Source organism: Pseudoalteromonas tetraodonis (assembly GCF_002310835.1).
Taxonomy (GTDB): domain Bacteria; phylum Pseudomonadota; class Gammaproteobacteria; order Enterobacterales; family Alteromonadaceae; genus Pseudoalteromonas; species Pseudoalteromonas tetraodonis.
Genome location: NZ_CP011041.1, coordinates 664,811 through 680,779, shown reverse-complemented (window position 1 = coordinate 680,779; position 15,969 = coordinate 664,811). Strand labels below are relative to the sequence as shown.

Annotated in this window: 12 protein-coding genes and 2 tRNA genes; 5 read left to right on the top strand and 9 right to left on the bottom strand. The window is 40.2% G+C overall.

The annotated features are described in order from the left end of the window. Positions 1–168: 168 nt before the first annotated feature. From PTET_RS03195 to PTET_RS03180, 4 genes are all read right to left on the bottom strand, one after another. The gene (locus PTET_RS03195; protein ID WP_013464172.1) at positions 169–1,161 is read right to left on the bottom strand and encodes a fatty acid desaturase; all 993 of its coding nucleotides are present in this window, start codon (positions 1,159–1,161) and stop codon (positions 169–171) included. 165 nt (positions 1,162–1,326) lie between these two features. After that, positions 1,327–2,136, bottom strand: a complete 810-nt coding sequence (locus tag PTET_RS03190) for a substrate-binding periplasmic protein (protein ID WP_041695842.1) — start codon at positions 2,134–2,136, stop codon at positions 1,327–1,329. A gap of 1 nt (position 2,137) precedes the next feature. Continuing rightward, positions 2,138–3,418, bottom strand: a complete 1,281-nt coding sequence (locus tag PTET_RS03185) for a diguanylate cyclase (protein ID WP_013464170.1) — start codon at positions 3,416–3,418, stop codon at positions 2,138–2,140. Between the two features lie 287 nt (positions 3,419–3,705). Beyond that, positions 3,706–3,790 (bottom strand) — tRNA-Leu (locus PTET_RS03180). A gap of 271 nt (positions 3,791–4,061) precedes the next feature. Between PTET_RS03180 and PTET_RS03175 the strand changes: the two genes are divergently transcribed. Further along, positions 4,062–4,559: an RDD family protein gene (locus tag PTET_RS03175; RefSeq protein ID WP_024601524.1), complete on the top strand. Its 498-nt coding sequence runs from the start codon at positions 4,062–4,064 to the stop codon at positions 4,557–4,559. Positions 4,560–4,672: 113 nt separating this feature from the next. Here PTET_RS03175 and lptG read toward each other — a convergent pair whose 3' ends face one another. After that, a complete protein-coding gene (lptG, locus tag PTET_RS03170) occupies positions 4,673–5,740 on the bottom strand; it encodes an LPS export ABC transporter permease LptG (protein ID WP_016900139.1) in 1,068 nt (355 codons plus the stop codon). Continuing rightward, complete coding sequence (gene lptF, locus PTET_RS03165) at positions 5,737–6,849, bottom strand: LPS export ABC transporter permease LptF (protein ID WP_024601523.1); 1,113 nt, start codon at positions 6,847–6,849, stop codon at positions 5,737–5,739. Before lptF ends, lptG begins: the two co-directional genes overlap by 4 nt. A 307-nt stretch (positions 6,850–7,156) precedes the next feature. Here lptF and pepA point away from each other — a divergent pair, with 307 nt between their 5' ends. The 3 genes from pepA to PTET_RS03150 all read left to right on the top strand — a co-directional run bounded on the left by pepA (position 7,157) and on the right by PTET_RS03150 (position 12,198). Beyond that, positions 7,157–8,668, top strand: coding sequence for a leucyl aminopeptidase (gene pepA, locus PTET_RS03160; RefSeq protein WP_016900137.1), 1,512 nt, complete (start codon positions 7,157–7,159; stop codon positions 8,666–8,668). 172 nt (positions 8,669–8,840) lie between these two features. Next, positions 8,841–9,287, top strand: a complete 447-nt coding sequence (locus PTET_RS03155) for a DNA polymerase III subunit chi (protein WP_013464165.1) — start codon at positions 8,841–8,843, stop codon at positions 9,285–9,287. A 58-nt stretch (positions 9,288–9,345) separates the two neighbouring features. Beyond that, a complete protein-coding gene (locus PTET_RS03150) occupies positions 9,346–12,198 on the top strand; it encodes a valine--tRNA ligase (RefSeq protein ID WP_096038180.1) in 2,853 nt (950 codons plus the stop codon). Between the two features lie 150 nt (positions 12,199–12,348). Here PTET_RS03150 and PTET_RS03145 read toward each other — a convergent pair whose 3' ends face one another. Beyond that, positions 12,349–13,638: an outer membrane protein transport protein gene (locus tag PTET_RS03145; protein WP_013464163.1), complete on the bottom strand. Its 1,290-nt coding sequence runs from the start codon at positions 13,636–13,638 to the stop codon at positions 12,349–12,351. Between the two features lie 282 nt (positions 13,639–13,920). Here PTET_RS03145 and PTET_RS03140 point away from each other — a divergent pair, with 282 nt between their 5' ends. Continuing rightward, positions 13,921–14,241 carry a hypothetical protein gene (locus PTET_RS03140; RefSeq protein ID WP_081745107.1) on the top strand — a complete coding sequence of 107 codons (321 nt, stop codon included), beginning with the start codon at positions 13,921–13,923 and terminating at the stop codon, positions 14,239–14,241. Here PTET_RS03140 and PTET_RS03135 read toward each other — a convergent pair. Next, the gene (locus PTET_RS03135) at positions 14,201–15,418 is read right to left on the bottom strand and encodes an HD-GYP domain-containing protein (RefSeq protein ID WP_013464161.1); all 1,218 of its coding nucleotides are present in this window, start codon (positions 15,416–15,418) and stop codon (positions 14,201–14,203) included. The genes PTET_RS03140 and PTET_RS03135 overlap by 41 nt on opposite strands. A gap of 284 nt (positions 15,419–15,702) precedes the next feature. Continuing rightward, positions 15,703–15,777: transfer RNA gene (locus PTET_RS03130), tRNA-Arg, on the bottom strand. Positions 15,778–15,969 lie beyond the last annotated feature (192 nt).

The window sequence follows — 15,969 nt, the reverse complement described above, 5'->3', positions numbered from 1 at the left end:
AAGTGGCATCAATTAAGGACTAAATTTAAAAAGCTCTGAGTAATAGATTAAGTAGGTACTAAAGGGAAGTTTTATAAGCTTTATCTGATTTTACTAGGGGTATTGCCTAGCCTTAGGCTAGGCAAGGTTAATAAAGCAGCAACCTCGAAGATTGAGTAAAAACAAGCTTTATGATTGATACAAATTAGCTTTTTTTATACTAGCAAAATCGTTAAAACGCACACCGTGCTGGCGCATCACTTCAAGAATTTTTTTGCTAATCATTTGACGTAAATAAAACGGCTGATTCGGCACAAAATGATGAATTGTGTGGGTGTGGCCAAAGTTAAAGCAAAACAAATTAAACGGCATAAACAAACGGCTAGTAATTACGTGAGTTTGCTCAAGCATATTATTAACACCGCCGTAATAATGCATACTGGAGGTAACAAAATTAAGTGAGCTCGAACGTACAATGTTAGGCACTATCAGCACCACCATTAAAAACTCGAACACATTCATTACATCGAGCAATAATGCCGGTGAGTTAGCCGCAATTGGGGTAAATAAATTAATTAAATGAAACCCTATCACACTGTATAAAATAGCAAAATAAGCAGTAGTAATTGGAAAACCTGCGTTAAACACTTTAAAAAAGCTAAACCCTTTAATTTCTTTACTAAAACGTTTTGCGTTAATTAATAAACCAAGCAATCCATCAACAATCACCAATGCACGTAAAAACGGGTTTTTAATACCATTACCTACCAAACGTTCTTCTAGGTCTTGCTCAGTGCCCGACGTTTTGTGGTGATGCAAATGCATCTTGCGACGATACCACGGGCTAATCGTATTAGGGCGCATCAACCACACAGTAAACATCATAAAATTGTGTAAAAAAGGCTGGTTGCTAAAGTACTGCTTATGAATAAGATCGTGCTCAAGCTCGTGCGAAATAGAGGTGGCTATAGCGGCCAATACAATACAAAGCCAAGCAGGGATAATGGCAAAGTAATACAAAGTACCAACCCCAATTAACGCACTTAGCGAGAGCAATAAGATAGCCATTCCCAAGGTGTTTTGATGCATTAACAATGGATGTTTTTGACGAAGCAGCGCTTCTTCCGCCTTAATCGCTTTAACAATGGCTTGAATATTCTGTTTTGCGGTCAATTGAGTCATGATGTTTTATTCGCAACAAGAGGTTGAGGTATATAATATCCGAGTAAAAAACTCAGTACAAAGTAATTTAATACTAATTAATTTACGGGGAAAAAAAGTATAAGATCATAATCAAATTAAATATCTCACTTTCTTAGCGCGTGCTATTGGGGCATTTTAAAGCACTTATAAAGCCACATTATACTTTTTAAGAAGCATTTTTTGTTTATCTCCTTTGATAGATAAACGACCACTGTTCCATATATTTATTAGCGTTTGCCTTCTTTCTGCGGGCATTTTATTTGAAAAAATAGGTATTTCAACCAATTTATTTTCTAAGCCTGGACGCACTATTTTTAATCCATTGTTCCAATCAAATCGATTCAACATGTACTGTAAAACCAGCATATTATCTGCATATAGATCGATTCTTCCCGCTTTAATCATCTGAAAAATCCGTTCTACCACATCGCTAGAGCCCGCGATTACTTCCACTAAATCAGAATTATTTGGATCATCAATATAATTTTGATAATCAACACTTACCGAGCTGTAATCCCACCCAGGCCCTGTTGCAACACGCTTTCCTTGTATGGATTGAATCCCATCATAGCGCCAGGATTCATCCTGCCTAACAACAAAAGCAGTTGGATATGCAAATGTTGCCTCTGAGGCGTACTCGAAACCCACTTCGATGTCTTGCGAAAATAAATATTCTGGCAACATATCGCAAAGACCATCCGCAACCATATCGAGCCCCCTTGCCAAAGGCACTTCGTAATATTCTAATTGATAGCCTTTTGATGTATATATTTGCTCTAGCATATCAATCACAAAGCCGCGGGCAGGAAAACCCTCTGACGGAAATATGGTCATAGGAGGCCATTGGTCGTAGCAAACTTTTAATGTATTGGCATGACTAAAATTACCTATACTCAATGCTAACAATAAGGATATAAGCAGCACTTGAGAGATCTTTTTTTTACCTTTAAACATTTTATTTTTCAACACGATCACGTCCTTTGTCTTTAGCGCAGTAAAGCTTCAAGTCAGCGACTTTGAATAACTCAGTAACTGAGCAGTCTTTTAGCTCGGATGAGGCAACGCCTATGCTTACAGTATAGATTACAGTTTCACCATCAACTTCTAAGGTTGAATCAACCACAGCCTTTCTTATTTTATTAGCGAGTTTGAACGAGTTATCAAGCCCTGTATTTGGAAGAAATAGTGCAAACTCCTCTCCACCCACTCTACCAATAAGGTCAGACTCTCTTATCATGCTCTGAACTGTGTCGGTAAAATGAATAAGCACCTTATCACCAACAAAATGTCCATACGTATCGTTAATGTTTTTAAAGTAGTCTAAGTCAATTAAAATAAAAGATGCGGGTAATTTCTGTCGCTGAGAAAGTTCTAGCAAATGATTTGCTGTATCAAAAAAGCTCCCCCGATTTAAAGTACCCGTTAGAGAGTCTCTTGTTGCAAGCGTTTTAAGTTTTTCATTTAATACTTGTAGATCTTTTGTACGTTTTGTAACGGCCTCTTCCAGCCAATCTCGTTTAGATTTTTCATCCTCGAGTAATCGCTCCCGATCCCTTTCCATACTAAAGAGCATCGTATTCATATGATCTTGGAGCTGGCTGAGCTCGTTGTTTTCAATATGTGAAAGATTGATCCGTTTACGTGTATTTTTACTTGATTGGACCTCATTAACTTGTTGCATCAATTCTTTTAAAGGCCTGGCTAGGTAACGATCGAAAGCCCAAATAAATAACCCAAACAAAATTGATAATTTTATCATTGCCGTAATAGCAATTAAGAAAAAACCAAATAAAACACGATCTAAAACCACCTCAGACGATGAATAGAGCACCAATGTGCCAAGAAAAACCCGTGTACCATTAAGCGTCCAATACAACTCAGATTTAGTTTCAAAAATTGAGAGAGGAAGTGAGGCTTGAGTGTAAGAACGTTTAGAAATCATGCTGTTGCCATGTTTGTCAAAAACATCAACCCCCTCAATAACCGGCATTTTAACAAGCCCATCAACGAGTACACCTAACTGAGTTTGGTCATATTGCCACAAACTCGTCGAAACAGGACCCTGAACAGTTTCTTGCAACTGTTTTAATTCATAGGAGATTGAGTCTTGTGTTTTTAAGTATTCAGTTAAAAACTGCATGCTTGTTATGAGGCAGGTTACAAACAAGTAGATAGAGAAAATAACGCGCATCATTTTTTTAGATAAACTGTTTGGACTACGGTAACTTGCAAACATTAACAATGGCACTTCTTAATAAACTTTATAGTTGAGCTTAGGTTAATTACATTCTTAATGGAAGCAAAGAACAGCATAAGGAATAAGTGTTCTCATTTCTGGCGGCTTTAGGCTATTAAAATTTAAGGCATAAAAAAACCCCAACCAATTTGGTCGGGGCTATAAAAGTGGTACCAGCGGCCGGACTTTTACTTATAACAGCGGCACCTCACGTGCCGCTCAAGTTCAGCCACTCAAATTTAAGGCATAAAAAAACCCCTGCTAAATCTAGCAGGGGCTATAAAAAGTGGTACCAGCGGCCGGACTTGAACCGGCACGCCTTGCGGCAGGGGATTTTGAATCCCCCATGTATACCAATTTCATCACGCTGGCATCATTTTTCTTTAACCTTCTAAACAAGAGAAGATAAAGAAAAACCACTTTAGAGTGAAAGATTATGTACCCTCTTCCATCTCATTGCTAAGCATTATACAAACAATAAGCAAAGCGGCAAGCGTTTTATGTATTAAGCATGATCAACCGCTTAACATTTAGGCAACCATTAACATTTGAGCCAATATCGAGTTAAGCACGTAGCGTAATAGGTAGTATTTGACGGCTTATTTGCTAAACTATCGCGCACATTAACATTGAGAGTATATTTATGTTGGCTGAGTTTCCACGGGCAGGATTTTGGCGCCGTTTTGCGTCATTGGTGTACGATACATTAGCTATTATCGCTTTTGCGATGCTAACGGTGGTATTGTATTTATTTGCTATTCAAGGGCTTATTTCCCTTGATGTTATTGCTCTTAATGGCGCTGAAGATGTCTCAGCACGTATTCAGGACTCACTGTTACTTTCAGGGATTCGCAGCTCACTGTTAGTTCTGGTTGGTTTGGTGTTTTTTGGTTATTTTTGGACTAAAAGCGGGCAAACAATTGGTATGCGTGCGTGGCGATTAAAAGTACAAACCCATCAGGGAAACTTAATTAGCTGGCCACAAGCCATTATCCGCAGTATCAGCGCATTGCTGGGTTTAGGTAATTTAGTGGTATTAGTGGATTTTAAAAATAAAAAAGCACTACAAGATTACCTATCAAAAACCGAAGTGGTTACGCTCACCAAAGAAGAAAATAAACGCGTTTATCGCGAACTATGATATCAATCCGCAATAATACTTAATTAAGCGAATTGGTATAATCTCAATCTAAAGAATAAAAAACGCGGCGCTTTTTACAAAGGCCGCGTTTTTTATTTAAGCTTTAAATTTAGTTATACCCGCTTATTCATTAAATAAGCTGCAAACCCTGTAAATAAGATGCTCGGCAAAACGGCGCCTATAATTGCAGGAATTTGATATACCATTACCACAGGCCCAAATATCTCATTGGTTAGATGAAACACAATACCGGTTACCACCCCCATAATAATTCGTGCCCCCATAGTTACAGTTCGCAGCGGACCAAATATAAACGACAAGGCAACCAACAACATTACGGCAATAGACACGGGCTGCATTAATTTACGCCAGAGCGCTAAATCATAGGTGCTGGTGTCTTGCTCATTTTGTTGTAAGTAAGCTAAATATGACCATAGCCCTGAAAACGACAGTGATTCTGGTTTTACCGATACCACGCCTAGCTTTTCGGCGGTAAGCTGCGAAGGGTAAAACTCTTCAGAAACTTGTTCAGTGGTAATTAACTCTTCGCTGATCATCACTTTATTTACATCGCGCAATAGCCAACCACTATCTCGCCCTACGGCTTCTTTTGCTTTGGTGATTTGTGTTAGTGATAACGATTTATCAAAATGATACATGTTAACGCCGCGCAGCATGCCATTTTGGTCAACATCTTCAATGTTAATGAAGTTATTACCATCTTTAGCCCATACTCCTTTTTGCGCATTAAACACATCACCACCATGAATCGCTTGATTACGCATTTCCTTAGCGTGCAGCTGTGCAGCAGGAGCGCCCCACTCGCCTAAAGCCATTACGCACAATGCCATAAAAATAGCTGTTTTCATTACTGAGCCAATAATTTGTAAACGCGACATCCCCGCCGCTTGCATTACTACCAACTCACTATTTGAGGCAAGCGCTCCTAATCCAGTTAAGCCACCAATAAGTGCAGCCATAGGAAAAAACACCACTAAATCATCTGGAATACTGTAAATAGTGTACAGCATGGCAGTCATTATATCGTAGCTCCCGCGCCCTACAGATTTAAGCTGCTCAATAAACTTTATTAATGTACTAATACCCACGAGCACCATTAACGCAAACCCTGTGGTTTGCAAAATGCTACGACCTAAGTACCAATCAAGTGTCTTCATCATAGGTTTTGCTCCCGCTTAGTGACGACAGCTTTAAGCCAAGCACCCAATGGACGACCTCTAATAATTAATAAGCTACCAATAAATAATGCACTTAAATGAATCCACCACAGTCCAATTGATGGCGGAATTTTGCCATCCTCTACTGCAAATTTGGCCGCATTAAGTAAAATAAAATAGCCTAAATACAAGCTGATAGCGGGTACCAATTTTGCAAATTTACCTTGGCGAGGGTTTACTACACTCAAAGGCACGGCCAGCAAAGTTAATAACGGAATGGAAAGTGGGATCGCTAAACGCCACTGCCACTGTGCAATTGCTTCGGGAGTATTAATTGACATAAGTTCACGGGTTGGCACAGCTTCTAATTTACGACGTTGATGCTCTATTTCTTGTTCGCGAATTTGTACGCTGTAACCATCAAACTCAGTTAAGTTAAGCGAAGGCGCTTCGCCATCAGTTTCGTAGCGTTTACCATCAGTAAGTACTAACTGCTGCTCACCATTTTGTGCTTCAATTACAACGCCTTGCTCAGCGTATACTAAACGCGCTAAATCGCCTTTTTCACTATCTGGTAACTGCGCAACAAATACTTTATTAAGTTCTTTGCCGCCATTTTCAATATTATGAATAAATACCACGGCTTTTTCGTTACCGGTTTGTTGAAAACGCCCAGCTCTAAGCGCCGATAATCCAGCATCCGCCTTTGCTTGCTCTTTTAATTGATATTCTTGCTCGCTAGCCCAAGGTGCAACATACAAGGTAAGTACCGCGGCGAGTAACGCTAAGATGACACTAGAAATAAGCGTAATGCGCACCACATACCACTCACTCACGCCACAAGCTTTAAGTACTGTCATTTCACTGTCAGCGTAAATACGGCTGTAAGCTAAAATAATTCCTAAAAATAAACTCAGGGGTAAAATTAATGATGCTAACTGTGGCAACTTAAGCGCAATCATTGAGAACACGAGTTTTGCTGGGATACTCCCCTCTGAGGCATCACCAAGAATAACAACAAACTTTTGCGACAAAAATATGGTCATCAAAGTTAAAAATACGGCGACCTGCGATTTTAAAACCTCAGTGGTCAAATAACGGAAAATTAGCAACATTCGCCCCTGTTAAACATGGAATTTCAATATAATAATAAAAAACGATGAGTGAACTAGTTAATTCACTCATTTTAAATGAGTATTAAGCACATATTATAAGCCATCAATATTAATTATCCTACCTAACATCACGATATAATGTTGCATTAGTTACCCTTAAGCATATAAAGTTCAAATACACAGTAAGAGTCGAGTAAAATCTACTAATATTAGCGCTAGACCTAAAAATTTAGGTAAAAAGACTAGAAAACACATTTTTAGTCCCAATTTAGCTTCTATAGATGACTCAAAATCAGGAGTGACAATGGAATTCAACGTAAAAAGTGGTAGCCCAGAAAAACAACGCAGTGCGTGTATTGTTGTGGGTGTATATGAACCACGCAGGTTATCCCCCATTGGTGAACAACTTGATAAAATTAGCGATGGTTATATCTCTAATTTATTACGCCGTGGCGACTTAGAAGGTAAGCCAGGACAAGTACTACTATTGCATCATGTGCCCAATATTTTAAGCGAACGTATTTTACTTGTTGGCTGCGGTAAAGAACGCGAGCTTGACGATAAACAATATAAGCAAATTATTTCTAAAACTATCAACACGCTAAACGAAACGGGTTCAATGGAGGCCGTGTGCTTTTTAACTGAACAACATGTTAAAGGGCGTGATACCTATTGGAAAGTACGTCAAGCGGTGGAAACAACACAAGATTGCCTTTACACCTTTAATCAGCTGAAAAGTAAAAAAGTAGACCCTCGCCGCCCACTACGTAAAATGGTATTTAACGTCCCTACTCGCCGTGAACTTACTATAGGCGAAAGTGCCATTGAGCATGGTTTAGCGATTGCAGCAGGTAGTAAGCTGTGTAAAGACGTTGCTAATATGCCGCCTAATATTTGTAATCCAGCGTACCTTGGCGAGCAAGCCAAAGAACTGGAAGCTAATTTTGATAACATCACTGTTGAGCTAATTGGCGAAGATAAAATGGCCGAACTAGGAATGAACTCATACCTAGCAGTAGGTCGTGGCAGCGATAACGAATCAGTTATGTCGGTAATTAACTACAAAGGCGCAGGCGATGACCAAGCGCCTATCGTTCTCGTTGGTAAAGGCTTAACCTTTGACTCAGGCGGTATTTCATTAAAACCAGGCGAAGGCATGGATGAAATGAAATACGACATGGGGGGCGCAGCTGGTGTTATTGGCGCTATGCGCTCACTTGCACAAATGCAGCTACCTATAAACGTAATTGGTGTTTTAGCCGGCTGTGAAAACATGCCAAGCTCAAACGCCTATCGCCCAGGAGACATACTAACAACTATGTCTGGGCAAACGGTAGAAGTACTTAACACCGATGCCGAAGGCCGTTTAGTATTATGTGATGCGCTGACCTATGTTGAACGTTTTGAGCCTGAAACCGTGATTGATGTTGCAACCTTAACCGGTGCGTGTATTGTCGCTTTAGGTGCCCATGCTACGGGTTTATTAGCTAATCATAATCCACTGGCGCATGATTTATTAAAAGCGTCTGAGCAAAGTGGCGATCGTGCATGGCAACTGCCATTATGGGATGATTATCAAGATCAACTTGAAAGCCCGTTTGCCGACTTTACTAATTTAGGTGGGCGCGCTGCAGGTACTATTACCGCGGCCTGTTTCTTATCTAAATTTACTAAAAAGTATAACTGGGCTCATTTAGATATTGCCGGTACTGCATGGCGCAGCGGCGCTAAAAAAGGCGCAACAGGTCGTCCTGTTCCTATGCTGACTCAGTATTTATTAAACCGAGCTGGTATTAGCGAAGCAACTCACGACTAACAAACCAACACAGGGCTTCACAGCTCAATGTAGAGTATAAAATAAGGCGCTTTTAAAGCGCCTTATTTATTGGGTATTAATTGAAGCAAACCCCGTTATATGGCAAAATCCCCTTCTTAATTTGTGTGTATTTAATAACAGCACAATCAATGTCATGGGAAATCCCGATACAATGAACATGAATGCCCAGTTTTTCATTTTAAAGCAACAAGATGAGTCATTAGCTAAAGCCGATGATCACTTTGCTTTAGCAGCTCAAATAGCTGGGCAACAGTATCGGCTTGGTCAACGCGTATTTATTTTTGTAGATAGCGAAGAAACCGCCAACAGCATTGACGAAACTATTTGGACATTTGATGCCGACAGTTTTGTACCTCACAATTTACAAGGCGAAGGCCCAAAAGGCGGCGCACCTGTAGAAATAGGCACAACACCACCCGTTGGTAATCGTAAAGTATTAATTAACTTGGCCAATCACTTACCGGATTTTATTCGTCGGTTTAACCAAGTTTTTGATTTTGTACCCGTAGAGCCCGTAGCCAAACAAGCCGCTCGTGAGCGCTTTAAAAAACTACGCCAACTCGGTGCCAATATCACCACGCAAGATATTAATCGCTAACGCTCACTGCGTACAAAGCTAACTAACTCATTTAAGTACTTATTTAAGGTTCTGTGTAATGGATAAAACCTACAATCCGCAAGATATTGAACAGTCTCTCTATCAAGACTGGGAACAAAAAGGCTACTTTAAGCCATCTGGCCAAGGCACCCCATATTCAATTATGATCCCGCCGCCAAATGTCACGGGTAGCTTACACATGGGCCACGCTTTCCAAGATACTATCATGGATACCTTAACGCGCTTTAAACGTATGCAAGGTAACAATACGTTGTGGCAAGTAGGTACTGACCACGCAGGTATTGCCACACAAATGCTAGTAGAGCGTAAGCTTGCGGCAGAAGAAGGTAAAACACGCCACGATTTAGGCCGTGATGCATTCATCGATAAAATTTGGGAATGGAAAAACGAGTCTGGTGGCACGATTACAAAACAACTTCGTCGCCTTGGTGCTTCTGTTGATTGGGACCGTGAACGCTTTACCATGGACGATGGCCTATCAGAAGCTGTTAAAGAAGTATTTGTACGCCTTCATAAAGAAAACCTAATTTACCGTGGTAAACGCCTAGTAAACTGGGATCCAAAATTACACACTGCGATTTCTGATCTTGAAGTTGAAAACAAAGACAAGCAAGGTCACATGTGGAACTTACGTTACCCACTTGCTGATGGTGTAACGACACAAGACGGTAAAGACTACATTGTTGTTGCAACCACGCGCCCAGAAACCATGCTGGGTGACTCAGGTGTTGCAGTAAACCCAGATGACGAGCGCTATCAAGACCTAATCGGTAAAGAGATTTTACTACCGATTGTTAATCGTCGTATTAAAATTGTTGCCGATGAACATGCCGATAAAGACAAAGGTACAGGCTGTGTAAAAATCACCCCTGCGCACGACTTTAACGATAACGAAGTAGGTAAACGTCATCAAATGCCGATGATTAATATCTTCGATAAAGACGCGGCTATTTTAACTCAAGGTGAAACCTACACCTTTGATGGTAAAGAACTTGAATTTGACGCGCCTATTCCTGAGCGCCTGCATGGCCTTGACCGTTTTGACGCACGAAAAGCCATTGTTGCTGAATTTGAAGAGCTCGGCCTACTTGAAAAAATTGAAGACCACGGCTTAACCGTTCCTTACGGTGACCGCTCTGGTGTGGTTATTGAACCACTGCTTACTGACCAATGGTATGTGCGTGTAGCTCCTCTTGCAGAGCCTGCAAAAGAGGCTGTTAAAAATGGCGACATTCAGTTTGTACCTAAGCAATATGAAAACATGTACTTTTCGTGGATGAATGACGTACAAGATTGGTGTATTTCACGTCAGCTTTGGTGGGGTCACCGTATTCCAGCTTGGTACGACAGCGAAGGTAACGTATACGTAGGCCGTGATGAAGCGGAAGTTCGCCGCGATAACAACATTGCAGATAGCGTAGCACTTAGCCAAGACGAAGACGTTCTTGATACCTGGTTTTCATCTGCACTTTGGACATTCTCAACTCAAGGTTGGCCAGAAAATACTGATGACTTAAAAACCTTCCACCCGTCTGACGTGTTGGTAACCGGTTTTGATATTATTTTCTTCTGGGTCGCGCGTATGATCATGATGACGCTGCACTTTATAAAAGATGAAAATGGTAAATCACAAGTTCCCTTTAAAACAGTTTATGTAACTGGCCTAATACGTGACGATAACGGCGATAAAATGTCGAAGTCAAAAGGTAACGTACTTGACCCACTAGACATGATTGATGGCATTGGCCTTGAAGACTTAGTACAAAAGCGTACTGGCAATATGATGCAGCCTAAACTTGCCGCTAAAATTGAAAAAGATACCCGCAAAGTATTTGCAAACGGTATTGAAGCACACGGTACCGACGCACTACGCTTTACTTTAGCTGCCATGGCATCAACCGGTCGTGATATCAACTGGGATATGAACCGTCTTGAAGGTTACCGTAACTTCTGTAATAAATTATGGAACGCAAGCCGTTACGTATTAATGAACACAGAAGAGCAAGACTGTGGCTTTAACGACAGTGAAAAACAGTACTCGTTAGCTGATCGTTGGATTTTAGGCCAATATGAAGCAACGGTTAAAACCTACACCGAACACCTTGATAACTACCGTTTTGATTTAGCGGCGAACACGCTGTACGAATTCACCTGGAACCAGTTCTGTGATTGGTACTTAGAGCTGACTAAGCCGGTATTATTTAAAGGCAATGAAGCACAGCAGCGCGGTACACGTCATACCCTTATTACCGTACTTGAAAGCTTATTACGCTTAATGCACCCAATGATGCCTTACATCACTGAAACGATTTGGCAACGTGTTGCACCACTTGCTGGCCTTGAAACAGCGGGTACCAGTATTATGGTTCAGGGCTTCCCTGTTTATAACCAAGCCAATGTTGATGCACAAACAATGGACGATTTAGAGTGGGTTAAGCAATTCATTTTAGCAATTCGTAATATCCGTGGTGAAATGGATATCAGCCCAAGTAAACCACTTAGCGTTTTACTGGCTAACGCATCAAGCGATGATGTGCGCCGTATAAACGAGAATGAATCATTCCTAGCGTCATTAGCTAAGCTTGAAGCGTTTACCCTGCTTGAAAACAAAGACGATGCTCCAGCGTGTGCGACCTCTTATGTTGGCAATCTTGAGATTATGATCCCAATGGCGGGCTTAATTGACGTTGAAGCCGAGCTTGCACGAATTAACAAGCAACTTGAAAAAGCAGAAAAAGGGCTAGCCCAAGTGCAAAATAAACTCGCTAACGAAAAGTTTGTTAACAACGCACCTGAAGCCGTACTGGCTAAAGAAAACGCTAAGCTAGCTGAATTTACAGATGCTAAAACTAAGCTACTTGAGCAAAAAACGAAGATTGAAAGCTTATAATTAAACCGTTACGGATGGCTTATGCTATTCGTAAACAGTTAATTTATAAGTATAAAAAAAGCCGCTTACTTCATTTGAAGTAAGCGGCTTTTTTGTGTCTAGGCTCTAGGCTCTAGGCTCTAGGCTCTAGGCTCTAGGCTCTAGGCAGCATTAGAACGTGTAGTTATACTGAGCACCAATAAGTACTGCATGACCTTTTGATTCAAAAGACCATTGCTGAGGTAGCGTTTCGCTTTCTACTTTTTCAGTGAACTTTTGCGTTTTACCACGTAATACACTCACACCTAAATCAACATTTGAGTTTTGATCAATCGCGTAGTTACCACCGAACGAGAACCAGAAACGGTCTGTATCAGGGATAGAAATTGATAAATGCTGTTGTGATACTGGTGATTCATCAAACGCAAAACCAGCGCGAAGCATTAAGTTTTCGCTGTACTGGTAATCAGTACCAATTGAGTAGCGCATTGCATCAGAGAAATCTTCTGTTTTTTCGAAGGCACTGAACTTATCGCCTGTAGGCGCAGTAACTTGTGCTTCTAATGAATCAAAGCTGCTCCAACCTGTCCATAATACGCTGTAGTGAACGCCTAGCTTTTCATCTAACTGGTGAGAACCAGAGAACTCAGCAATTGCTGGCAATGTGATTTCAACAGAGCCTGGTAAAACTTGATTTTGAAGTGGTGATACTGGAAGCTGTGTAAAGTACTCGCCTTCAAAAGTGATGTCTGTTTCTGTGCGGTAATTAAAACCAAAGCGGCTATTTTCATCTAGCTGATACATTAAGCCAACGTTTAAGCCGTAACCCATATCATCACCTTCAAGGTTAACCGCATCAGCACTTGCAGGAATAGATGCAATAACAGGGTTTACAGGAGGTACGAAACCAAACTTACGGATAATCTTCGCTTCTGCATAAATTGCATTCAAACCAATACCAAAGCTAAACTGCTCTGATACTTTATAAGCAACACTTGCGTTCATGTTTACAGTAACAATTTCAGTTTCACCGGCAATTTGGCCAGCTGCGTAATCATCGTTAAACTCAGTAGCAAGGCCAAAGTTAGAAAAAGCACCAAAACCAACCGATACCTTATCGTTTACTGGCATAGTGAAATAACCCGCTGGAATAATCGCACTTGGTGCAATGCTGTCATCATCTAGTGCGCTGTTATCTAAACCGTAGGCATTACCTGTGCCTTTAAGGCTAACATCAGGAATGACAGCCATAGCTGCAACACTAAGTTGCTTCTCTTTAAACAACGTCATTAATGCTGGGTTACGTGAAACCACAGACGCATCGTCTGCTACAGACGCTTCACCTGCGTATGCACGACCTAAACCAGATACGTTTTGCTCAGCAAGCTGAAAAGCCGCTGCAAAAGTATCAGCTGAAACAAATGCCAGCGATGCCGCAATAAGAGTTTTAGTAAATTTCATTGTTGTGTCCTTAGCCAAACTTACTGTTTGGATAGCTATGTGTGTTGTTATTAGAGTTTCAAACCTGCGTACCCTACCTTAATTTTTTATAAAAAACCTTACTAAAACGTTAAAGAAGGCCAAAAAACACGTTTTTTAACGACAATTTAACAACTATTTAAAACTCATCGGACAAGAAGTGTGGTATTAGAGTATATACTCTAATGAGATTAATTCTTATTTGCATTGACTTAAAATACTTTGCAATTTACACTGCAATTAAAATCACAAAGGGAGAAAACTGTGATCATTTTACTTATTCTTGCTGGGCTTATTTTTTGCGGCATTAGTGTTTATTTCTTTTATAAGGCAAATTATTGCGCGTGTACGCGTGCTGGGAAATGTGACAATCCTGTCAATCAATATTGGCTCGCAGCCATTGCCATGGCGATTATTTCTTTGGTTTTTTGTTGCTTAGCGCTGCATGTAGAACTAGGCACATTACTGTGGTTAACGCTGATGGGAAGTTGTTTTTTGGGTGGCTATATTTCTGTTAAAACAAACGAAAAAAGAAGATGTAACGCTAAAGCAGTAAATGCTCTTTTAAAAGCCGAGGCAAATTAATCTTATAATCAGCGGGTTTGACACTTGCCTGTATTTTTATCTCGTTATTATTTAAGCTTAAATCTATATCTTTTGCGGTAACATGGTGGTTATGTTTAGCATTGTAAAAAAGCTTCACTTTAGGTTTGATAGGGTTTGAATGATTGCCCTCTAGCACCAACGCCAAACGCTCATTAGTTAACTTAACAATAGTTCCTACTGGGTGTACACCTAAACACTTAATAAATAACTGTACTAACTCTGCATCAAACAGCTGTTTGTTAGCCAACAAATAGCGAAGCGCATTAATTGGCTCATCACCCTCTTGATGCGGTCTATCTGCTGTCAATGCATCGTATACGTCTACAATAGCAATGATCCGAGCTGGGCGGCTTAATTTGCTTCCATCTACACCTCTTGGATAGCCTGAACCATCAAGACGCTCATGATGATTTACAATCATATCAAGCATTAAAGGCGTAATACCTTTTCCGCCTTTTAACAATCCTAAGCTTTGTGCGACATGCTTTTTTATTGCCGTCATTTCGTTACCTGTGACTTTTCCTGGTTTGGAAAATATCCCTTGCGGTAACTTAGCCTGACCTAAGTCATGCATTAAAGCCCCCATTGCAAGCTCTTGCACAACAGCGCGTTTATAACCTAAGTATTTAGCAAACACCGCTGTAAAAATGGTGCAGTTGATCATATGACGCCAGTTGTAACTGTGCTTATCTTTGATCCGAGTTAAAATAGTCATAGCGTGTTCATTACGAAATACAGAGCTCACTATTTCATTACTTATTTCATTGAGCGCTTCAATATTAAGTGACAAACCTGATGTTAAATCACCAAAAATACTTTGTAGTTTTCTGTTGTGCGCATCATAACTCACACTGGCTTTTGCAAACTCTTGCTCTAAGCTTATAGCAACCTTTGCCTTAACTGGCTTATCTTGCTTAGCTACAGGAGCTTGTGGTTTTTGTTTTTCTTTGTATTTAGCTGGTACGGCGACATCACTTTTTGTAAAGTCGATGAGAAGCTCAAGCACCCCTTCGGTAATTAAACGCTGAATGATTGATTTATCACGAACCAAACCACTGGTTTTAATTTTTATGCCATCCACACTCTCCTGCTGCTTAGTAACGCTATTTACGTACATGCCTGGAACGAGTTCTGATATAGGTAAGGTGATTAGCATAAAAATGAGGGTTTCTATAATTAATGAATATATACTTTAAATAGCATTATTTAGATATAAAAGTCTAGCTTTTGAGTTCAGGGTAATAATAAATGATTAACATCAATAATTATACGCACCACCAAGAATAAATCATAAGCTCAGCAATGAATATACGCCTAAAGGTATAAAATAGATTGCTACATATTTTATTATCGAAAATTAAATAAGGTAAGGCAGCGGACTGATTTAAATAATTGTAGGTATTTTGAGGAAGAAACAGGAAATGATACTTTAAACGCAAATGGCGCTCTCGGTAGGGATCGAACCTACAACTTAGCCTCCGGAGGGCCACGTGATATCCATTTCACCACGAGAGCACATTTGTTGCCGCCACATCAACTCGCGATATCAATGCTTTAGCATGCGCAATAATAAAGGCATCTTTGTATAAATGCCAGCATGATTCGTTTACATGTCTATAATTTAAACTAATCACTTCACAAAAGGTAAAAAAAGCGCTATTTGTTTATATTCTATAAAAAAACAGTAACGCTTTAGACACATATTAT